The sequence below is a fragment of the Streptomyces sp. NPDC047081 genome, assembly GCF_040643775.1.
In the GTDB taxonomy this organism is placed as follows: domain Bacteria; phylum Actinomycetota; class Actinomycetes; order Streptomycetales; family Streptomycetaceae; genus Streptomyces.
This window is the reverse complement of the sequence record NZ_JBEYUY010000024.1, coordinates 1-20308: the sequence shown is the minus strand read 5'-3', so window position 1 is coordinate 20308 and position 20308 is coordinate 1. Positions and strand designations below refer to the sequence as shown.

Annotated in this window: 21 protein-coding genes; 13 read left to right on the top strand and 8 right to left on the bottom strand. The window is 73.7% G+C overall.

From position 1 onward, the window contains the following. The first annotated feature begins 31 nt into the window (after window positions 1–31). The 4 genes from ABZ848_RS35135 to ABZ848_RS35120 all read left to right on the top strand — a co-directional run bounded on the left by ABZ848_RS35135 (window position 32) and on the right by ABZ848_RS35120 (window position 4109). Window positions 32–778, top strand: coding sequence for a phosphotransferase (locus tag ABZ848_RS35135; protein WP_360838521.1), 747 nt, complete (start codon window positions 32–34; stop codon window positions 776–778). Window positions 779–1058: 280 nt separating this feature from the next. Further along, complete coding sequence (locus ABZ848_RS35130) at window positions 1059–2603, top strand: MFS transporter (protein ID WP_360838717.1); 1545 nt, start codon at window positions 1059–1061, stop codon at window positions 2601–2603. Between the two features lie 125 nt (window positions 2604–2728). Beyond that, entirely contained in the window at window positions 2729–3688 is a 960-nt protein-coding gene (locus ABZ848_RS35125; RefSeq protein ID WP_360838519.1) for a D-2-hydroxyacid dehydrogenase family protein, read from the top strand. A gap of 139 nt (window positions 3689–3827) precedes the next feature. Continuing rightward, window positions 3828–4109, top strand: a complete 282-nt coding sequence (locus ABZ848_RS35120; protein ID WP_360838517.1) for a chaplin — start codon at window positions 3828–3830, stop codon at window positions 4107–4109. Between the two features lie 66 nt (window positions 4110–4175). On the opposite strand, the gene ABZ848_RS35115 is transcribed toward ABZ848_RS35120, so the two are convergent. From ABZ848_RS35115 to ABZ848_RS35080, 8 genes are all read right to left on the bottom strand, one after another. After that, entirely contained in the window at window positions 4176–5042 is an 867-nt protein-coding gene (locus tag ABZ848_RS35115) for a tyrosinase family protein (protein WP_360838515.1), read from the bottom strand. Beyond that, window positions 5026–5526, bottom strand: coding sequence for a tyrosinase cofactor (locus ABZ848_RS35110; protein ID WP_360838513.1), 501 nt, complete (start codon window positions 5524–5526; stop codon window positions 5026–5028). The genes ABZ848_RS35115 and ABZ848_RS35110 overlap by 17 nt, the downstream gene beginning before the upstream one ends. Before the next feature lie 164 nt (window positions 5527–5690). Continuing rightward, window positions 5691–6203, bottom strand: coding sequence for a hypothetical protein (locus tag ABZ848_RS35105; protein ID WP_360838511.1), 513 nt, complete (start codon window positions 6201–6203; stop codon window positions 5691–5693). 102 nt (window positions 6204–6305) lie between these two features. Then, on the bottom strand, window positions 6306–6917 hold the full coding sequence (locus ABZ848_RS35100) for a vitamin K epoxide reductase family protein (protein ID WP_360838509.1): 612 nt from the start codon (window positions 6915–6917) through the stop codon (window positions 6306–6308). 5 nt (window positions 6918–6922) lie between these two features. Further along, complete coding sequence (locus ABZ848_RS35095) at window positions 6923–7420, bottom strand: DUF5949 family protein (protein ID WP_360838507.1); 498 nt, start codon at window positions 7418–7420, stop codon at window positions 6923–6925. 167 nt (window positions 7421–7587) lie between these two features. Next, on the bottom strand, window positions 7588–7881 hold the full coding sequence (locus tag ABZ848_RS35090; RefSeq protein WP_360838505.1) for a hypothetical protein: 294 nt from the start codon (window positions 7879–7881) through the stop codon (window positions 7588–7590). 242 nt (window positions 7882–8123) lie between these two features. Then, entirely contained in the window at window positions 8124–8843 is a 720-nt protein-coding gene (locus tag ABZ848_RS35085; protein ID WP_360838503.1) for a hypothetical protein, read from the bottom strand. Window positions 8844–9022: 179 nt separating this feature from the next. Next, window positions 9023–9262: a chaplin gene (locus tag ABZ848_RS35080; RefSeq protein WP_242758926.1), complete on the bottom strand. Its 240-nt coding sequence runs from the start codon at window positions 9260–9262 to the stop codon at window positions 9023–9025. Window positions 9263–9511: 249 nt separating this feature from the next. Here ABZ848_RS35080 and ABZ848_RS35075 point away from each other — a divergent pair, with 249 nt between their 5' ends. The 9 genes from ABZ848_RS35075 to ABZ848_RS35035 form a co-directional block, all read left to right on the top strand. Continuing rightward, window positions 9512–10603, top strand: a complete 1092-nt coding sequence (locus ABZ848_RS35075; RefSeq protein ID WP_360838501.1) for a DUF3344 domain-containing protein — start codon at window positions 9512–9514, stop codon at window positions 10601–10603. 54 nt (window positions 10604–10657) lie between these two features. After that, a complete protein-coding gene (locus ABZ848_RS35070; protein ID WP_360838499.1) occupies window positions 10658–11833 on the top strand; it encodes a glycosyltransferase in 1176 nt (391 codons plus the stop codon). After that, window positions 11830–13257: an exopolysaccharide biosynthesis polyprenyl glycosylphosphotransferase gene (locus tag ABZ848_RS35065; protein ID WP_360838497.1), complete on the top strand. Its 1428-nt coding sequence runs from the start codon at window positions 11830–11832 to the stop codon at window positions 13255–13257. The genes ABZ848_RS35070 and ABZ848_RS35065 overlap by 4 nt, the downstream gene beginning before the upstream one ends. Before the next feature lie 6 nt (window positions 13258–13263). Further along, the gene (locus ABZ848_RS35060; protein WP_360838496.1) at window positions 13264–14670 is read left to right on the top strand and encodes an O-antigen ligase family protein; all 1407 of its coding nucleotides are present in this window, start codon (window positions 13264–13266) and stop codon (window positions 14668–14670) included. Then, window positions 14667–16622, top strand: a complete 1956-nt coding sequence (locus tag ABZ848_RS35055) for a lipid II flippase MurJ (RefSeq protein WP_360838495.1) — start codon at window positions 14667–14669, stop codon at window positions 16620–16622. The genes ABZ848_RS35060 and ABZ848_RS35055 overlap by 4 nt, the downstream gene beginning before the upstream one ends. Continuing rightward, window positions 16612–17364, top strand: a complete 753-nt coding sequence (locus tag ABZ848_RS35050) for a polysaccharide deacetylase family protein (protein ID WP_360838493.1) — start codon at window positions 16612–16614, stop codon at window positions 17362–17364. Before ABZ848_RS35055 ends, ABZ848_RS35050 begins: the two co-directional genes overlap by 11 nt. A gap of 1 nt (window position 17365) precedes the next feature. After that, entirely contained in the window at window positions 17366–18517 is a 1152-nt protein-coding gene (locus ABZ848_RS35045) for a glycosyltransferase (protein WP_360838492.1), read from the top strand. Further along, window positions 18514–19167 (top strand): lipopolysaccharide biosynthesis protein, encoded by a 654-nt coding sequence (locus tag ABZ848_RS35040; RefSeq protein ID WP_360838491.1) that lies wholly within the window; start codon window positions 18514–18516, stop codon window positions 19165–19167. Before ABZ848_RS35045 ends, ABZ848_RS35040 begins: the two co-directional genes overlap by 4 nt. Further along, a partial coding sequence (locus ABZ848_RS35035; RefSeq protein WP_360838489.1) for a GNAT family N-acetyltransferase occupies window positions 19164–20308 on the top strand: 1145 nt, incomplete at its 3' end. The genes ABZ848_RS35040 and ABZ848_RS35035, both read left to right, overlap by 4 nt.

Below are 20308 nucleotides of genomic sequence, written 5' to 3'. Positions count from 1 at the left end.
TCGGCGATCACCCCCGGGATACTGGTCGCCCATGGATGAGGTCCAAGTCGTCGTCGCCCATTCCGAGCGCACGACTCTGCGCGTCGGTGACGTGTTCCTGAAGGTCGACGGCGACCAGGCACGCCTCGACGCCGAGCTCGCGGCGATGGCCCTCGCGCCGGTCCCCACCCCCCAGGTCCTGTGGCACAAGCCGCACGTGCTCGCGATCGCCGCGCTCCCGGGCACGACGCTCGGGCGCCTCGGCGGTCCGGCGACCGGTTCGCCGGCCGCGTGGGCCGCGGCGGGCGCCGCCATCCGCAAGCTGCACGACGCGCCCCTGCCACCCCGGCCGGGCCAGGCCGGCCGGAGCATCGCCGCGCTGACGGCGGAACTCGACAAGGAGTGCGAGCTGCTGGTGACGAACGGTGTCCTGCCCGCCGACCTGGTCACCCGCAACCGCCAGGTCGCCGAAGCCGCGCTGCGGCCGTGGACCCCGGCGTTCACGCACGGCGACCTGCAGCTCGCCCACATCTTCCTCGACGGCGAGGAGGTCACCGGCATCATCGACTGGTCCGAGGCGGGCCAGGGCGATGCCCTGTACGACCTCGCCACCTTCACCCTCGGACACGAGGAGCACCTCGACGACCTCATCGCCGGCTACGGCACCGACGTCGACCTCGACGTGGTCCACGCGTGGTGGTCGCTGCGCAGCCTGCTGATCGTCCGCTGGCTCAGCGAGCACGGCTTCGACCCCTTCGCGCCGGGCTGCGAGGTCGACGTGCTCAGAGCCCGGATGTGACCGGCCGCGGGTCGGCGGGGAGGCGTTCAGCGGCCCACTCCGTACGATCTCGGATTCCGATCGTCCACACCGCCCCCTGATGTCGGATTTCCCCGACGCCCCCGCTCCCCGCATCGGATTTCCCCGTCCTACGGCCCCCTGGCCCGCCTCTTCCCGCCGATCCAGCCGAAAGTGTCGGACGTATCAACCGTCCCCGGTGCCCGGCACCGCAAGGGAGAGTTCAGTGAACGTCACGACCTCGGCGGCCCCGCCGGTCGAGCGGCGGGCGGCGACGCTCGTCATGGCCTGCGTCGGTGTCTTCGTCGCCTATCTGCCGGTGACCTCCGTCTCGGTCAGCCTGCCCGCCGTCCAGCAGGCCCTGCACGCCTCGACCTCCCAGCTGTCCTGGGTGTCCGACGCGTTCGTCCTGCCGATGGCCGCCCTGATCCTGACCGCGGGCGTCTTCGGCGACGTCCACGGGCGGAAGAAGGTGTTCCAGGCGGGCCTGGCCAGCGCCGCCGTCGGCGCGACCGTCGCCCTGTGCGCCCAGTCCGTCCAGGTGCTGTGGATCGGTCAGGCCTTCGCCGGGCTCGGCGCCGCCGCCCTGCTGCCCACCACCCTCGCCCTGATCAGCCATGTCGTCCCGGACCATCGCGAGCGCGCCAAGTTCGTCGGCCTGTGGGCGTCCGCCCTGATGCTCGCCCTCGCCCTCGGCCCGCTGATGGCCGGCGTGCTCCTCGACCACTTCGCCTGGCGCTGGGTCTTCCTGCCGGCCATCCCCGTGTCGCTCGCCGCGATGGCGGTCGCTGCAACGAAGCTGACCGAGTCCCGTGCCCCCGGCGCCGCCTCCCGCCGCCTCGACTGGCCCGGCCAGCTCACCGCCGCGCTCGCCGTCACCGCGCTGGTCTACGGGGTCATCGAGGGCGGCGCCGACTCCTTCACGGACGTCAAGGTGCTGGTCGCCCTGTTCACCGCGGCCGCCGTCGGCGTCGCCTTCGTCCTCGTCGAGCGCCGCAGCAGCAGTCCGATGCTGGACCTGTCCCTGTTCCGCAGCCCCGGTTTCACCGCCACCACCCTGGTCGCGATGATCACCTTCCTCGGGCTGATCGGCTTCTTCTTCGTCCTGAGCCTCTACTTCGGCATGGTCCAGCGGCTGGACACCCTGGAGGCCGGCTACCGGCTGCTGATGGTCACCGCGGTGTGCCTGGTGGTGGGCCCGGTCGCCGGGCGCCTGATGCACCGCATCGCTCCCCGCTTCATGATCACCGGCGGTCTGCTCGTCACGGCCGGCGCCCTGTTCTCGCTCACCGGCATCGGCGCCGACACCTCCTTCGCCTCCCTGGCCTGGCGGCTGGCCCTCCTCGGTCTCGGCCTCGGCTTCGTCATCACGCCGATGACCGCCACCGCGGTCGCCTCCGTGCCGCACCACCTGGCCGGCATGGCCGCCGCCGGCAACAACGCCTTCCGCCAGGTCGGCGGCGCCCTCGGCCCCGCCGTCCTCGGCACCCTCCTCACCACGAAGGCCACCGACGCCCTCCCCGGCCACCTCACCGACGCCGGCCTCAAGCAGGCGACCGTCGACACGGTCACCTCGGCGGTGGACCACGGCGGCCTCGGCGCCGCGGCCGGCCTGGACCTCGGCCCCGAACAGGGCCGCGCCCTCGGCGCCCTCGGCGAGGCCTTCCTCGACGGCCTCCACCTGTGCCTCCTGGTCTCCGGCACCCTCGCCCTGGTCGCCGCCCTCGTCGCCGCGGCACTCCTGCGCGCCCCGCGCCGCCCGACCACCCGGGTGACCAGCGGCGAACCCCACCGCGAGGAGACACCGGCCGGCCTGGCGAAGAGCTAGCCACTGCTCCGGTACGACGACGGCGGTGCGTTCCTCCACAGGGCGCACCGCCGTCGTCGTACGCGACCATTGATGATCTGCACCGACACTCCTCGACGAGACAAGACGAGACGAAGGGACCCGCCGTGCGGCTGCGCTGTGCTGTGCTCGACGACTTCCAGCAGGTGGCGACGGAGGTCGCCGACTGGTCGCCCGTGGCCGACGAGGTGGAGACCGTCTCCTTCGCGGAGCACTTCGGCACCGAGGACGAACTGGCCGCCGCCCTCGCCGACTTCGACATCGTGGTGACCCTGCGCGAGCGCGTCCCCTTCCCGGCCTCCCTGTTCGCCCGCCTGCCCCGCCTGAAGCTCCTCGTCGCCTCCGGCATGCGCAACACCGTCATCGACTACGCCGCCGCCGAGGCGCACGGCGTCACCGTGTGCGGTACGGCGAGCACCTCGACCCCGCCCGTCGAGCTGACCTGGGCGCTGATCCTGGGCCTCGCCCGCGGCCTGGTCGCCGAGAACAACGCCCTGCGCTCCGGCGGCCCCTGGCAGCAGACGGTCGGCGCCGATCTGCACGGACGGCGCCTCGGCATCCTCGGCCTCGGAAAGATCGGCAGCCGGGTGGCGCACGTCGGCCTCGCCTTCGGCATGCACGTCAGCGCCTGGAGCCGGCACCTGACGAAGGAGTACGCCGACGAGGTGGGCGTCCAACTCGCCGCCTCCAAGGAGGAGTTGCTGGCGGACAGCGACTTCGTCTCGATCCACCTGGCGCTCAGCGACCGCACCCGCGGCCTGCTCGGGCCCGCCGAGCTCGCCCTCCTCAAGCCCACCGCCCACCTCGTCAACACCTCGCGCGCCGCGATCGTCGACCAGGACGCCCTGCTCGCCGCCCTGCACGAGGGCCGTATCGCCGGCGCGGCCGTGGACGTGTTCGACGTCGAGCCCCTCCCCGCCGGCCATCCGATGCGCACCGCGCCCCGGCTGCTCGCCACGCCCCACCTGGGCTATGTCTCGCGGGCGAACTACGAGACGTACTACGGACAGGCGGTGGAGGACATCCGCGCGTTCCTCGACGGAACACCCGTACGGCGGCTCGGCTGACCCGACCAGATGGTCATGGGGGCTTCAAAAAGGGTGATGCACCGATGAACGGCGTGACCCTCCGTCAGGCGGCGCGTTGAAGGGGGAGTGCGGCGGCGAGTGGTGCCGGCGCACTCCCCGAGTCAATAAGGAGAACGTGATGTCTCGCATCGCGAAGGTGGCCGCCGTCGCGCTCGGCACCGGCGCCGTGATCGTCAGCGGCACCGGCCTGGCCATGGCGGACGCGGGCGCCCAGGGCGAGGCCGTCGGCTCGCCCGGCGTGCTGTCGGGCAACGTCGTCCAGGTCCCGATCCACATCCCCGTCAACGTCTGCGGGAACACCGTCAGCGTGATCGGCCTGCTGAACCCGGCGTTCGGCAACCACTGCGCCAACGTCAGCGACCACCACGACAAGCACGGTGGCTACGGGTACGGCGGCTGACGCCACCCCACCCCGCGAAAGAGCCCCGGCACCTCGAGCGCCGGGGCTCTTCCCGTACCGGCAGGTTCAGGCGTACCGGTAGATCCGGCTCACGTCCTCCAGCGAGTCCGGTGTCACGTCCCACGGCGGCATCTTCTGGTGCCGGGCGACGATCCGCTCGTGCTGCTCGTCGCCGGGGCCCGGCGGGCCGGCCGGCAGGTAGCGGGCGCCGCGGTGCCGGCGCTGCCAGCGGTACCACTGCAGGTCGATGAAGGCGTGGTGCAGCCAGAACACCGGGTCGTTGACCGAGGCGCCGCCGAGCATGGCGCCGCCGACCCAGCGGTGGACGCGGTTGTGGTTGCGCCAGGCGGCGCTGCCCCGACCGGTCCCCCACCCCTCCAGCCGGTTGCGGAACCCCTTGGTGACCGTGGAGTCCCAGGGCCAGGCGTCGTAGACCGGCTCGGCGAGCGCCGACTCCAGCTCGGCCTTCGTCGGCAGCGCGATCGGGTCGCGGGCGCGCCCGAGGTCCCGGGTGAGGAACTCCCCGTCGGTGACGCCCTCCTTGATGGTCCAGTTGCCCTGCGCGTAGGCGAACGGCCCGGTCGTCACCTGGTGGTCCGAGGACCTCCCGTTGCCGCCGAGCAGATCCTTGGTCCAGGGCACGGCCGTCCTCGAACGCTCCCGGGTCCAGTCCCAGTACGGCACGGTCACCGACGAGTCGACCCGGCGCAGCGCCTTCTCCAGCTCCAGCAGGAAGCGCCGGTGCCAGGGCAGGAAGGAGGGCGCCATGTGCGCCGTACGCAGTCCGTCCTCGCCGTCCGCCGTGTAGTACTCGATGTGCATCCGCACGAACTCGTCGTACTGCCCCCGCCGTTTGACCTCCAGCATCGCCTTCACGAACCGCCGCTTCTCGGCGCTCGTCAGCGCGCTGACGTCCTTACGCGTGTACGCCATGGTCGCCCCCCATGTGGATGTGTCCCCCCATGTCCATCCGCTCGCCGCTCATCGGCCCCGGCGCCATGTCGCGCAGCTGCTCCCTCGGCCCCATCTCGTCGACGGCCGCGCGTGCCGCCTCCAGGGGCGTGGGATACGAGCGGTAGTGGTCGACCATGCTCAGCCAGGTGCCGTCGGCGCGGCGCATGAGGTGCAGCGGGCGCCCGTCCACGGTGACCTGCCACTGCTCGCCGTCGAAGACGTGTCCGTCGTCGGTGGCCAACGTCTTGAACCCCTGGATACGGCGGCCGTGGTACGTCTCGTCGAACGCGACCTCCTCGCCGGGGCTCGGCTCGCTGCGCGGGGGCCGGGAGGCGGCGACCACCGGGGCCAGGGCCACCACGACGGCGGGGGCGAGCAGCCCGCGCAGCACGTCCCGTCGCGTCCCCGGTCTCGTCGGCTCGTGCTCCGCACCCACCGGCACTCCGCCTGCGCTGACAACCATGGCTAGCTCCTCGTGCGCTTCGGTTCGATCCTCAGCAGCGCTAACCGGCCACGGGCCCGCACGGTCACCGTCGGTCGGCCAAGAGGGGCCGGACCAGGGACGGGAAAGCGGGCCCGGACCGTCGTACGGCCCGGACCCGCCAGGTGCTTTGTGCGATACGACGCCTACAGGCCGGGGCCCAGACCCAGGTTGGCTCCCGGGACCGTCTGGAGGACCGGCGCGAGGACGCCCACCTCGGGGAGCTTCGGCTCGGGGAGGCCGGTGGCGGGGTTGGGCGGGCTCAGGGGCGCGTCCAGGTTGAGGCCGGGGGCGAGGGTGCGCAGGTCGGAGGCGGGGGTGGCGACCCCGACGTGGTCGAACTGGTCGCCGAGGACGTGCGGCAGGGGCGCGCGCAGGCCCGCGCCGGGCAGCCCGCCGGTGACCGGCAGCTGCGGCAGGACGTGCTCCGGGATGAGGCGGCCCTCGACGTACCGGGGTCCGTCGGGCTTGCCCGGGGTCGGCAGCGGGATCTCGCCGCCGAGCTTGGGCAGTTCCATGCCGAGGGACTGCTCGGCGCCCTCCAGCGGCACGGGGACGGGCACCGTGCCGACCGCGGCGGCGGGGGTCGCGGCGGCGCCCATGGCGGCCGCGACGCCCGTGATGACGGCGGCGATGGTTCCTCGGGTGGTCGACTTCATCAGGGGTACGGTCCCTTTCGCGATTCGGCGGGCTCTGCGTGCGTACCGAGTAACGAGGCTGCCGACGCCTTCAGTTCAAGATTCCCCCGGGTGCAGCAGTTGTCAGCTTGTCCAGAAGTCCCACCAACGGGTCAGGACCAGCATCCCGACGACACCGATGTGCAACAGCGGGAGCACCCAGGTGAATTCACCGAGGAATTCCCTCAACCAGCCCGGCGCGGGCAGGAATTGACGCCGTACGGCATACGAGGTCACGTACCAGAACAGGAGGATCGTGGCGACCCACGCGAGGCAGCACCACAGACACAGCGCGTTGATCCGGTACAGCGACTGGAACTGGAGCCAGGACACGAACCCGACCCCGAACAGGCACCCGGCGTCGAAGACCAGCCAGTACCAGCCGGGGAACGCGGCGCCGGCCAGCAGGCTCACGCCGACGCAGATCACGACGGCGTAGGCGGCCAGGCCCAGCATCGGGTTGGGGAACCCGAAGGCCGAGGCCTGGTCGCTCTTCATCACGCTGCCGCAGGAGACGACGGGGTTGAGGCTGCAACCGGGGGTGAAGTCCGGGTCCTCGAGCAGCTTGAACTTGTCGAGGGTGATGACCCAGGAGGCCAGCAGCCCGGCCGCACCCGTGACCACCAGCAGCAGGGCGAACCCGGCACCGGCGCCCCCGGTCCGCGGCCCCTCCCCCGTGCGCGCTCCCGCGGACACGGCCGTCAGCCGCGCAGTTTCCGCGCGGGCAGGACGACGTGCGCGGCGGCGGTGAGGGTCTCCTCGGCGCCCGCGAAGGCGGCGAACTCGTCCGGGTCGACGGGCTTGCCCGGCTCGGCCTCGGGCCAGGGGCGGGTGGTGAACACCAGGTAGGCGTAACCGCGTTCGCCGACGGCGGCGAGCCACTCCGGCGGCGGGGTGCACTGGGCGTTGCAGCCCGGCAGGGTGACGACGGCCTGGCCGGCCTCGACGAGCATGCTCACCGGCAGGCTCGGCCTGGTTGCGGCGTCGACGAGTTCGCCGCCGATGGGCAGGCCGCTGCTCCTGAGCAGCGCGGTGACGGCGGCCGTCGCGGCCTCGGGGCCGTCGGGGGCGTCACCGAGGGGGTAGGCGAGGAGGTAGGGCATGTCGCCGTCGGGCGCCTCGCCACTCCACGCCATCACGACGAGAGTGCCCAGGTCGGCGGCGTTGAAGGGGCGGGTTTCGCTTGAGGTTGAGGTCACCGCGCGACCTTATCGACGCCCCGGAAGGCGGCCGGCCGCGTTCTCACCCGACCGGGCGACAGCCCCCGCCCTGTCCACACGAACGAGGGACGCGCGTCGAACAACACCGAGGGCCGATTCCCGGCGTATGGAATCGGCCCCGTACGAGCCCCGCGCGAGGCGGGAGTTCAGTGCTGCAGCGGAAGCCCGCCGAGCAGCCCGCCGCTGTTGTTCAGCGCGGCGGTCGCGCCCTTGACGGTGCTGAGCAGGGAGTCCTTGTTCTCGGTGTCGAGCGCGTTCGACTGGTGCTGCAGCGGCATGGCGCTGTCGACCGGGTCCAGGTGCCCACTGGTGAGCGTGTTGACGGCGCCGTTGAGGCTGGTGGGCGTCACGTCGGAGGCGTTGTACGCGAACGCGGGCGCGGCGGCGCCGGCGAGGGCAACGGTACCGGCCACGACGGCGGCAGCCTTCAGGGACTTCATCGCGTTCCTTTCTTCGGCAACTCAAGTCACCACAGCGAATTCTGACGACGTGCCCAACGATTCACCGACGGAGCGGAAACCCCGGTGCGCAGAAATTTTCTGCGGCCCACCCGAATGAACGGTGTGTCTAATCGGCGTTTCCCATCCTCATATGAAAGGCCCGATGAGGAGCCAAAGACAAAGGCCGCCGGGCCGACCCGGAAAGGATCGACCCGACGGCCGTACGGCATTCCGTTGTCACGTCACCCGGTCGGCAGCGGCACCGGGAGCGAGGGGGCCGGCACCGGCAGGCTCGGCAGGGCGGGCAGGCCGGCCAGGCTCGGGGCGGGCAGGCCGCCGCCGAGGAGGGTCGCGGCGAGGACGTTGACCAGGCCGGTCAGCACGCCGGTGACGGCCGGGACGACCTGGCTGACGTCGCCGGAGGTGACCGCCTTCAGCAGCGTGTCGACGGCCTTCTGCAGTGCGGCCAGCGCATCGGCCTTGAGGTCGGCGGCCGGCGCCTTGGCGTCGTCACCGCTGCGGGTGAGGGACGGCAGCGTGGGCAGGGCAGGGGTGCTGGGCAGCGCGGGGGTGCTCGGCAGGGCGGGAGTCGCCGGGGCCGCGGGAGTGGCGGGGGTGGCCGGAGTCGCGGGGGTCGCCGGGGCCGCGGCGGTGACCTTGGCGATGGCGTCGGTGACGGCCTTGCCGAGCGAGGCGGCGTCGGCGGCCGGGAGCTGGCCGTTGTCCGCCTTGAGCACGGCGTTGAGCAGGTCGGTGACCGGGGTGAGGACGGTGCCGAGGTCGCCCAGGCCCTTCACCTGGGCGAGGAGCGCGTCCGCGCCGGGGACGGGCGCCGCGGCCTTGGCGCGCTGCTCCGAGACCGAGGCGCGGTCGACCGCGACGGCGGCCGGTGCGGTGATCCCGACGAGGAGGGTGGCGCAGAGAGCGGAGGACGCGATACGCCGTGCGGGCAGAGCACGCATGGGTGTTCCTTTCGGTGGTGCTTGGGGACCTTGAGCCCACCGTGAAAGCGCGCACCGCGCCCTGCAACCGAGCGACCACCATTCGGGGCAACGCCGACCGGCCGCCCTCCCGTGGAAGGAACCCACGGGAGGGCGGCCGGCAAAGGGGTTGCGCGCCGAGGCGTCCGCGTCGGACGACGTCAGTCGTTGGCGCACTCGTTGCCGAACGCGGGGTTCAGCAGACCGATCACGTTGACGGTGTTGCCGCAGACGTTGACCGGCACGTGGACCGGAACCTGGACGACGTTGCCCGACAGCACGCCCGGGGAGTGGGCGGCAGCGCCGTGCGCGTCGGCGTCGGCAGAGGCGATACCGGCACCGCCGGCGACGGCCACGACGGCAGCGGAGGTAAGGACCAGGCCCTTCGCGATACGCGACATGGAGAGGTGCTCCTTGGGGTTGACACAAACATCCGGGCGGACGCCCGGCGCTGTGTCAACGCGTGACGCCCTCGCGGGTTGTGCCGCCAATGGGGTGATCCCGCGACATGCCGAGCTTCACCATTCCGACACACTTGCCCGATTTCCACTGATTAATACGGATAGCGACTAGAGTTGCGCACCTCCCGACCCACCCCTATAGCCAGCCAATCGCATTCATGAATTACCTCTGAAAGGGCAAGGCCGGTCATGCGCATTTCCCTGGGTCCCCTGTTGCGCGGTGCGACGGTGGGCGTGCTGGCCCTGGGAGTGCTGTGCGCTCCGGTCTGTGCGGCCGCCCCGGCCGCCCCCTCCCCCGAGGCGGAGCGCCTGCCGTTCGCCGAGCGCTATCACGCGCTGCAGCACGGCGGGTTCGCCCGCGCGGCCAACTCGGCGATCAGCTGCCGTACGAGCTCCACCCGGACGGCCGCACCCTCCTGCCTCTCCGCCCGCGAGGGCGCGTCCGCGGCCAACGGGGACTTCGACATGTTCTACGTCGACGTCGACCGCGACCCCAACACCTACAACTCCTCCCGCGCCGAACTCCGGCTCCCCGAGGGCGCGCAGGTGACGTACGCGCGCCTGTACTGGGGCGGGAACCTCCGGGTGGGTGAGCAGAAGCCGCCGAAGGACGACGGGCGGGTGCTGATCGCGGAGCCCGGCGGCGAGTACAAGGAGCTGCTCGCGGACTCGCTGGTCGGCCACCGGGTGGCGCAGGGCGCGGACGCCTTCCAGGCCTCGGCGGACGTCACCGGGTTGGTGCGGGCGAGCCGTTCGGGGCTGTACACGGTGGCACAGGTCAACGTGGCGATGGGCAAGTCGGCCGCCGGGGCGTGGGGCGGCTGGACGCTGGTGGTGGCGTACGAGGACCCCGCCGAGCCCCTGCGCCGGCTGGCCCTCTGGGACGGCTTCGACACCCTGAACTCCGGCCAGGAGCTGCGGCTGCGCGGAGTGCGCCTCCCGAAGGGCGCCGGCGGCCGGGTGGGCCTGGTGGCCTACGACGGCGACCGCGGCCGCGGCGGCGACTCGCTCACCGTGTCGGCCGGCGGCCGGGCGGCGACCGCGCTGTCCGACTCCGCCAACCCCCGTGCCGACGTGCTGAATTCCACGATCACCGAGCCCGGCGCCGCTCCGGCGCGCCGTGAGCCGTCGTACTCGAACACGCTCGGCTACGACTCCGATGTGTTCGATCTGGGCGGGGCTCTGGGACGGGGTGGTGACCAGCTGGCCGTCCGGCTCGTTTCCCAGCGGGACGCGGCGTGGGCCGGGGCGCTCTTCGTCGCCGTCGACGCACAGCAGTGAGGCGCGTTCCCGCCGGCAGTCCCGAGCGTCACCCGTGAGCGAGGAAACCGCGCAATGCACCAGTCACCACCCGGCCCCCGGCCCCGGGTCCTGCACGTCACCCAGCCGGTGGACGGCGGGGTCGCCCGTGTCGTGACGGACCTGGCGCGGGCCCAGCTCGCGGCCGGCCTGCACGTCACGGTGGCCTGTCCGGAGAGCCGACTCGCGGCCGGACTGCGGTCGCTGGGGGCCGACGTACGGCACTGGCGAGCGGCCCGCTCGCCGGGTCCGACACTCGTTCGAGAGGTACTCCGGCTCGCCCGTGTGGTCGACGAGGTGCGGCCCGATCTGGTGCACGCGCACAGCGCGAAGGCGGGGCTCGCCGGGCGGCTGGCGATCCGGGGGCGCGTCCCCACGGTGTTCCAGCCGCACGCCTGGTCGTTCGAGGCGGTCGACGGGCGCATGGCGGCACTGGCGCTGAAGTGGGAGCGGTGGGGGGCGCGTTGGGCCTCCCGGGTGGTGTGTGTGAGCGAGGCGGAGCGCGCGACCGGCGTGCGCGCCGGGATCGCCGGGCGGTGGGCGGTGGTGCCGAACGGCATCGACCCCGAGCGCTTCCACCCGGCCGCGGTGGACACCGTACGGGCGACTCTCCTCCCGGACGTCGATCCCGCGGCGCCGCTCGTGGTGTGCGTGGGGCGGCTGTGCCGGCAGAAGGGGCAGGACGTCCTGCTGGACGCCTGGTACGCCGTGCACGACAAGGTGCCGGACGCCCGGCTGGTGCTGGTCGGCGACGGCCCCGACCTGCCCGAACTGCGCTCCCGCGCCCCGGAGTCGGTGGTCTTCGCCGGCCCGGTCCCCGACGCGGCCCCCTGGTACCAGGCCGCCGACCTGGTGGTCCTCCCCTCCCGCTGGGAGGGCATGGCCCTGGCCCCGCTGGAGGCGATGGCCTGCGGCCGCCCGGTGGTGGTGACGGACGTGGACGGGGCACGCGAGAGCCTGCCGCCGGGAAACGCGTCACGTTGTCTGGTGCCGTCCGAGGAACCGGGCGCCCTCGCCTCCGCCCTCACCGAGTTGCTGCTCGATCCGCTGCTGCGCGAGTCGCTCGGTCATCTGGGGCGCCGTTACGTCCTGTCCACGCACGACGTGCGAAACGCGGCCGAGGCAGTGGCGGGTGTCTACCGCGACCTGCTCGGCGACGCGTCCGCGACGCCCGCCGTGCCCTCCGAGTGCAGGGAGTCCATCCACTCGTGACTGCGGAAAGTACGGTCCCCTCGCCCGGTGGGCAGCCACGGGATCCCGGATTCTCGCCCGTCTCGGTCATGCCCGCGCGCGGCACCGCCGCCGGTTTCCGGTTCCCCGCGCGCCGCCCGCAGGCCCGGCCCGCCTCCCCGGTGCCGCTGCTCGCCGCCGACCTCGTCGCCGCGCTGCTCGGCGCCGTCGCCTTCGCGGGCGCCGAGCACCGCCCGCTGCTGCTGGCCCTGCTGGTCGCCGCGACGATGCTGCTGCGCCCGCACCAGCCGCGCCCGGCCCCGGGCGTCCTCGACGAACTCCCCGCCGTCTGCGGCCGGATCGCGGTCGCCTGGCTGGCACTGGCCACGCTCGTCGCCGCGTACGCCCCCCACCACGCGCTGTCCGCCCACACCCTGGTCGTGGGCTTCCTGCTCCAGTCGGCGGCGGGCTGCGCGGGCCGCGGCCTGGTGCACTGGCGCCGCCGCGTCGCCCTGCTCGACCGCCCCCGCACCGCCCTGGTCATCGGCCCGGCCGCGACCGCCCAGCGCGTCGCCGCCGCCGTCCTGCGCCACCCGCGCTGCGGAGTGCTCCCGGTCGGCATCGTGGCCGCACACCCCGACGGCACCGACGGACTCCCCGTGCTGACGACCGGTCAGGAGGTGCAGCGGGCGCTCATCCAGAACGGCGTACGGGACGTACTGGCCGTACACCCGTCCGTACGGACCCGGCAGGGGCCGCTGCTGCGGGCGCTCGCCGAGTCGGGGTGCGCGGTGTGGGAGGTCGACGCGGAGTCCCCGTCGTACGCGTCCCGTGAGCAGCTCGCCGGGTTCGCCTGCCGGCGGCTCGACATGGGGTACGGGCGACGGCGCGGCAGCCTCGGCAAGCGGCTGCTGGACGTGACCGTCTCCGGGACCCTGTTGCTGCTGGTCAGCCCGGTGCTGCTGGTGTGCGCGGTGTGGCTGAGGATCACCGACGGGCCCGGCGTGGTCTTCCGGCAGGAGCGCATCGGCAAGAACGGGCGCCCCTTCACGCTCCTGAAGTTCCGCACCCACCGCCCGGTCGACGAGCACGAGTCGGCGACCCGCTGGAGCGTCGCCGACGAGCACCGCATGTCGTGGTTCTGCCGCTTCCTGCGCCGCACCTCGCTGGACGAGCTGCTCCAGCTGTGGAACGTCTTCTGGGGCGACATGAGCCTGGTCGGACCGCGGCCCGAACGCCCGTACTTCGTCGGCAAGTTCAGCCAGACCCACCCGGGTTACGCGGCCCGCCACCGCATGCAGACCGGCATCACCGGGCTCGCCCAGATCCACGGGCTGCGCGGCGACACCTCGATCGAGGACCGGGCCCGCTTCGACAACGCCTACATCGACAACTGGTCGCTGTGGCAGGACATCTGCATCCTGCTGCGCACCGCGGCCGCGCTCGTGCGTCCGACGGGGAGCTGACCGCCGATGAGCCAGGCACTGTCCCTGCCCCGGGTGCGCGAGTGGCCGCCGGTCCTGCCGGTGCTCGCCGTGCTCGTCCTGCTCGGCCTGCCGGTCTCGCCCGCCGGGGAGAGCGGGGCGGGTCCCGCCGACGCCGTGTCCGCGCTGGTGGTGCTGTACTGCGCGATCCGTCTGGTACGGGACCGCCGGCGCCCTCTGTCCCGTACGGCCGCCGTCGTCCTGGGCCTGCCGGTGCTGGGGCTCGCGGTGGCCGCGATGGGGGCGTCCTCGCCGGGCGCGGGGGTCACCGGCATGGGCCGCTACCTCCAGATCTTCGTGCTGGTCCCCGCGGCCGTGCTCCTCCTGATCCGCGGCCGGCGCGACTTCCGCCTGCTGGCCTGGTCGTTCGTCGCGCTCGCTCTCTGGCAGGGCGCGATCGGCGTGCACCAGTACGTCACCGGGACCGGCGCCTCGTACCAGGGCGAGGAGATCCGGGCGGTCGGCACCTTCGGGCCGACGGACGTGATGGGCATGGCGACGGTCGTCTCCTTCGGCCTGGTGTGCGCGCTGGGGCTGGCGCTGGGCCGAACGCCGGTACGGCACCGGCTGGTTGCCGCCGTCTGCGCCCTGACCCTGCTCCTCCCCCTCGCCCTCTCCTTCAGCCGCGGGGCGTGGATCGCGACCGCCGTCACTTGTGCCGTGCAGTTGATGTTGGCCGGGCTGCGGCGGGCGCTAAAGGTGGCGGCGGTAGCGGTCGCGGCGGGCGTGGTACTGGTCGGCGGATTCGGGGTCGGTACGGCGATGCTGCAGGAGCGGATCGACAGCATCACGCAGGTCACGGACGCGCCGGACCAGTCGGTGACGGACCGGTACACGATGTGGGCGGCGGCGGTGGGCATGTGGCGCGAACAGCCGCTGACCGGCGTGGGGTTGAAGGGCTTCCCGGAATACCGGGACGGGCACGCGTCGCTGGCGCTGTCCTCGGGCAGCGACACGGAGGGCGCGGGCGCGGCGTTCCGCAAACAGCCACTGCTGTCCCCACACAACATGTACCTCCTGGTCCTGGCCGAGCAGGGCGTGATCGGCCTGCTCGCCCTGGCGGGCAGCTGGCTGGCGCTGCTGGTGTGCGGGGTGCGGGGGTTGTGGCGGGAGCGGGGTGGTGCGAGGGCTGGGCTGGAAAGTGCGCGGGGCGCGGGGGCCGGGCTGGACTGTGCGTTGGTCGCCTGTGGGCTGCTGATCTGGCAGCTCGTCGACTTCGCGTACGCCGACATCGGCGGGCCGTCGACGGTGCTGACGGCGGTGGTGTTCGGGGTGGTGGCGTGGTGGGCGCTGGTCGGGGCGGACGGCCCGGCCGGGGCTCGGGGCGCGGCCGGGCGGGCGCCGACCGCGGCCGGGCACACCCGCGGCGGGGCCGAGGAGGCCGCGACACGATGACGGTGACGCCCCCGCGCACGCCTCGGACGGCCCGCGCCACTCGGCCCGCACCGGCCACCGGCACGTCCGCCGGCACGCCGGGTCCGGCGGACCCCCACACCGGCGCCGAGCGCATGCCGACCATCCCGCAGAGCCCCCACTCCGGTCCCGACAACGCCCAGGCCATCCCGTCGAGCCCCCACTCCAGCACCGACGACATCCCGGTCGTCCCGTCGAGCCCTCACGCCAGCCACGACAACACCCGGGCCATCCCGCCAAGCCCCCACCCCCGCCCCGACAACACCCCGGCCGCCCCACCAAACCCCCACCCCGGCCCCCACACCACCCAGCCCGCCCCACCAACCAGCGCCGCCGCACACACCCCCGATGCCCCCGACGCCGCCCCCGTCTCCCGTCGCTTCCTCGCCAAGGCCGCTCTCGTCACCGCCGTGTTGTCCGTCGCCGGGGCCTTGCTCGGGCTGGTGCGGGATCAGGCGTTGGCTCGGCTGTTCGGGGCCGGGAGTGACACCGATGCGTTTCTCGTGGCCTGGACCGTGCCGGAGTTCGCGGCCACGCTGCTCATCGAGGACGGGCTGGCCTTCGCGTTGATCCCGGCGTTCAGTCTCGCGCTCGCCCGGCGTGCGCAGGGCGCCTCCGGCGACCCCGTCCGCGCCCTCGTCGGCGCCACCCTGCCGCGTCTCTCGCTGGCCTTCGTCGCCGTCGGCGCCCTCCTCATCGGCATCGCCCCACAGCTGGTCGAGGCCCTCGCCCCCGGCCTGCCCGACCCCGCGCTCGCCGTCGACTGCACCCGCCTGACCGCGACCTGCGTCCTCAGCTTCGGCCTGGCCGGCTACTGCAGCGCCGCGCTCCGCGCCCACCGCCGCTTCCTCGCCCCCGCCGCGATCTACGTCGCCTACAACACCGGCATCATCACGGGCATGTTCGTCCTCGGCGGCCGCTGGGGCGTGCGCTCGGCCGCGGCCGGCGTCGCGGTCGGCGGGTGCCTGATGGTCGTCGTACAACTGCCGTCGCTTTGGCGGCAGTTGCGCAGGCGGCCTGCCGACGGGGCGGTGTCCGAGCCCGGTGGGTCGCGGCCCATGGACTTCGCGCTCGTCGCCACCGTCCTCCTCTTCGCGCTGTGCCGGCAGTCCCAGGTCCTCATCGAGCGGTTCCTCGCCTCCCACCTCCCGGCCGGCGCCATCTCGCACCTGAACTACGCGCAGAAGGTCGCCCAGATGCCGATGGTGCTGTCGCTGATGCTGTGCACCGTCACCTTCCCGGTGGTCGCCCGCGCACTGGCCGAGGGCGACACCGAGACTGCCCGTACCCGGGTGGAGCGGGACCTCGCGCTGGCCGCCTGTGTCGTGCTGCTGGGCGCCGCGACGGTCATCGCCTGCGCCCCGCAGATCATCGAACTCCTCTTCCAGCGGGGCGCGTTCACCGCGCGGGACACCGCGGCGACGGCGGGCGTCATGCGCGTGTACGCCCTCGGACTGCTCGGCCAGACCCTGGTCGGCGTCCTCGTGCGCTCGTACTTCTCGGCGGGCCGGCCCACCTGGTACCCGGTCGGCGCGATGGCCGCCGGCATCGTCGTGACCTCCTGGATCGGCGCCCTGACCGTGCACCCCTGGGGCGTCGACGGCATCGCGGTCGCCAACGCCACTGGCATCACCGTCACCGCCGCCCTGCTGCTGGCCGGCATGGGCCCGAACAGCGTCCCGATGCGCACCCGCCGGGTGCTGACGGAGCTGTCCAAGCCGGTGCGTGCCGCGGTGGTCGCGACGGTCGCCGGGGCGTTCGCCGCGCACGCCACCGCCCTGCGGACCGAGTCCCCGCTGCCCGCCCTCGCGGCCGGTACGGCCACCGTCCTCACCGTCTTCGTCCTGCTCGGCGTGGCTCTGCGCGCCGAGGGCTTCGCACCCGCACTCCGTTCCGTACGCACCGTCACACGAAGGCTCTCGCATGGCCGTTGACTCCGTAGACACCGGCAGACGTCTCGCCCCGGGCCCCGTCCCGTGGGTGGCGATGTACCACTCCGTGGGGGACTGCTCCGACGACCCGTACCGCATCACGGTGACGCCCGAGCGGCTGGAGAAGCAGCTGCGCTGGCTGCGGCGGCGCGGGCTGCGGGGCGTCTCCATGGCCGAGCTGCTCGCCGCCCGTGCCCGCGGCGAGGGGCGGGACCTGGTCGCGCTCACCTTCGACGACGGGTACACCGACTTCGTCGACAACGCCCTTCCGCTGCTCGGTCGTTACGGCCACGGCGCCACCCTCTTCGTACTGCCGGGCCGCCTCGGCGGCAGCAACTCCTGGGACCCGCTGGGCCCGCGCAAGCCGCTGCTCACCGCCGACGGCATCCGGCACGCCGCCGCCGAGGGCGTCGAGATCGGCTCGCACGGCCTCACCCACGTCGACCTCACCAAGGCGGACGACGCCACGCTGGAGGCCGAGGTCTACGAAAGCCGGGCTGTACTGGAAGAGTTGACGGGGGCTCAGGTCGCCGGGTTCTGCTACCCGTACGGCACGATCGACCGGCGGGCCGTGGACGTCGTCAGGGACGCCGGCTACACCTACGCCTGCGCCATCGACCCCGGCCCGCTGGGCGGCCCGTACGCCCTCCCCCGCGTGCACATCGGCCAGAACGACCACGCCGTGCGCCTCTTCCTGAAGCACCGGCTGCATCGCCTGCGCCGCCGCCCCGTCGAGGGGATCTGAGGTGAAGGCCCTCCACGTCATCACCGGCCTCGGCGTCGGCGGCGCCGAGCAGCAACTACGGCTGCTGCTAAGGCACTTGCCGGTCGACTGCGACGTCGTGACGCTCACCAACCCGGGCGCGGTCGCCGACGGTCTGGTCGCCGACGGGGTGCGCGTCACCCACCTCGGCATGGCCGGCAACCGCGACCTGGCCGCGCTGCCCCGGCTGACCCGGCTCATCCGCACCGGCGGCTACGACCTCGTGCACACCCACCTCTACCGCGCCTGCGTCTACGGCCGTCTCGCCGCGCGTCTCGCGGGCGTCCGCGCGATCGTCGCCACCGAACACTCCCTGGGCGACTCCCAGATGGAGGGCCGCAGGCTGTCGCGCGGGGTGCGCTCGCTGTATCTCGCCAGCGAGCGCCTGGGCCGCTCCACGGTCGCCGTCTCCCCCACGGTCGCCGACCGGCTGAGGCGCTGGGGCGTGCCGGCGCCCCGGATCGAGGTCGTCCCGAACGGCATCGACCTGACCCGCTTCGGCTTCGACCCGGTCCGCCGCCACACCACCCGCCGCCGCCTCGGACTGCCCGAGGGCGCGTACGTCATCGGCGGCATCGGCCGCCTGACCCCCGGCAAGCGCTTCGACGTCCTCATCCACGCTCTCGCCCAACTTCCGGACGACCACTGGCTGTTGCTGGTCGGCGGCGGCCCCGAGGAGAACGTCCTGCGCCGCACCGCGCACGAGGCCGGCGTCGCCGACCGGGTGCTCTTCGCGGGCGAGCGCCCCTACGTCCCGGACGGCACCCCCGGCCCCGACCTGCCCTCGCTCGCCGCCGCGATGGACCTGCTGGCCTCGCCCTCCCCCGAGGAGGCCTTCGGCCTGGCGATCGTCGAGGCGCTGGCCGCCGGACTGCCCGTGCTCTACGCCTCCTGCCCGGCGATCGAGGACCTGCCCGCGCACGCCGCCCGGTCCGCCCGCCAAGTCACCGGCGGGGCGGCCGAGTTCGCCGCCGCCATCGCCGCGTCCCGCGCCCGCGAGCCGGGCCCGCGGACCGCCCCCGACGCGGCCCGCCACTACTGCATCACCCGCAGCGCCGCCCAGCTCCTGGGCGTGTACACGGCCGCGGTGTCCCCTTCCTCGTCCCCCTCTCTCCAGGGAGCCAGTTCCTCATGACCGAGAACCCCACCGCACCACACCGCCCGGCCGCCCTCACCCGCGCCCGGGCCCTGCCCGCCTGGACCCTGATCGCGGCCGGCGTCCTCGCCGGCGGCCTGCTCGGCGGCGGCTACGGCCTCGCGAAGCCGGCCACCTACACGGCCACCAGCTACGTCGTCGCCGTACCGACCGAGAAGTCCGACCCGGCGTCCGCGCTCGGCTTCGCGCAGGCCTACGGCCGGGTCGCCACGCAGCTCGCGGTGCTCGGGGACGCGCAGGTGTGGGCGGGCGTGCCGGTGAAGACGCTGCAGTCGAGCGTGCAGACGGCGACCTCGCCGGACGCCCCGATGGTCGCGATCACCGCCACCTCCTCCCGCCCCGACCTGGCCGCCGACATGGCCAACGCCGTCTCCCGCGCGCTGACCCGGCACGCGAACGACACCAAGGACGACACCCACGTCGAGCTCCAGCAGTTCGCCCGCGCCACCAAGCCGACCGGCCCCTCCTCGGCCCCCCCGGCGGTGACCGGACTGGTCGGCGCGAGCGCGGGCGGGCTGCTCGGCGGGCTGGTGCTGCTGGTCCGGCCCCGGCGTACGGCGGAAGCGTCCGCGCGGCCGGCCGCGGTGCCGGGTCCGGCCGTCGCCGCCGAGGCGCACGGCCAGCTGTGACGTACACGACCGAACTCGTCACCGACGAGACCGCCTTCGCCGGGCTCGCCCCCGACTGGGCGCGGCTGCAAGGGAGTTGCGGTGCCGCGACCCCGTTCCAGAGCCACGCCTGGCTGCACTCCTGGTGGCTGTCGTACGGCAGACCGGGCCGGCTGCGGCTGCTCCTGGTGCGCGACGGCGGTGAACTCGTCGGCGCCGCGCCGCTGATGCTCGTACGGCGTCCGGTGCCCGCGCTCGTGCCGCTGGGCGGGGCGATCTCCGACTACGGGGACGTCCTGCTGGACGACGAGCACGGGGAGCCGGCCGTCGCCGCGCTCACCGACGGGCTCGCCGCGCTGGCCCGCACGGCCCTGGTCGACCTGCGCGAGGTGCGGCCCGGCGGGGCAGCCGAGCGGGTCTACGACCGCTGGCGCGGGCCGCGGCGCCGGGTACCCGGCTCGCTGTGCCTGGAGCTGCCCGCCGTACCGATGGACGAACTGCTCGCCCGGCTGCCGTCCGCGAAGGCCCAGCGGGTGCGGGCCAAGCTGCGCAAGCTGTCCGCGCTCGGCGTCGAGCGGCATGTGGTCGGGCCGGACGAGGTGGACAAGGCGCTGCGCCGGCTGCTGGAGCTGCATCAGCTGCAGTGGCAGGGGCGGAAGGTGACGTCCGAGCATCTGCGGGAGCGGTTCGGCGAGCATCTGGTGCGGGCGGTCGGGCCGATGGTTCGCGCCGGGGACGCGGTGGTCACCGAGTTCCGGCTCGACGAGGACGTGGTGGCCGTCGACCTGACCCTGCTGTCGCGGCGGCTGGCGGGCGGCTATCTGTACGGCGCCCATCCGTGCCTGCGCGAACGCAAGGCGGACGTGGCGGTGATGCTGCTTGACGCCTGCGCCCGGCACGCGCGCGGCACGCTGAGCCTGCTGCGCGGCAACGAGCCGTACAAGCACCACTGGCGGCCCGAACCCGTCGTCAACCAGCGGCTGCTGCTGGCCCGGCGGCGCACCGCCCCGCTCCTCGCGGCGGCCGTCTGTGACGTCGCCGCGCGCGGGCGGGGCAAGCAGCTCGTGCGGAAGTGGAGGGAGCGCGGGGGGGGGGGGGGGCGGGGGGGGGCCCCCCCCCCCCCCCCCCCCCCCCCGCCCGCCCCCCCCCCCCCCCCGCGCGG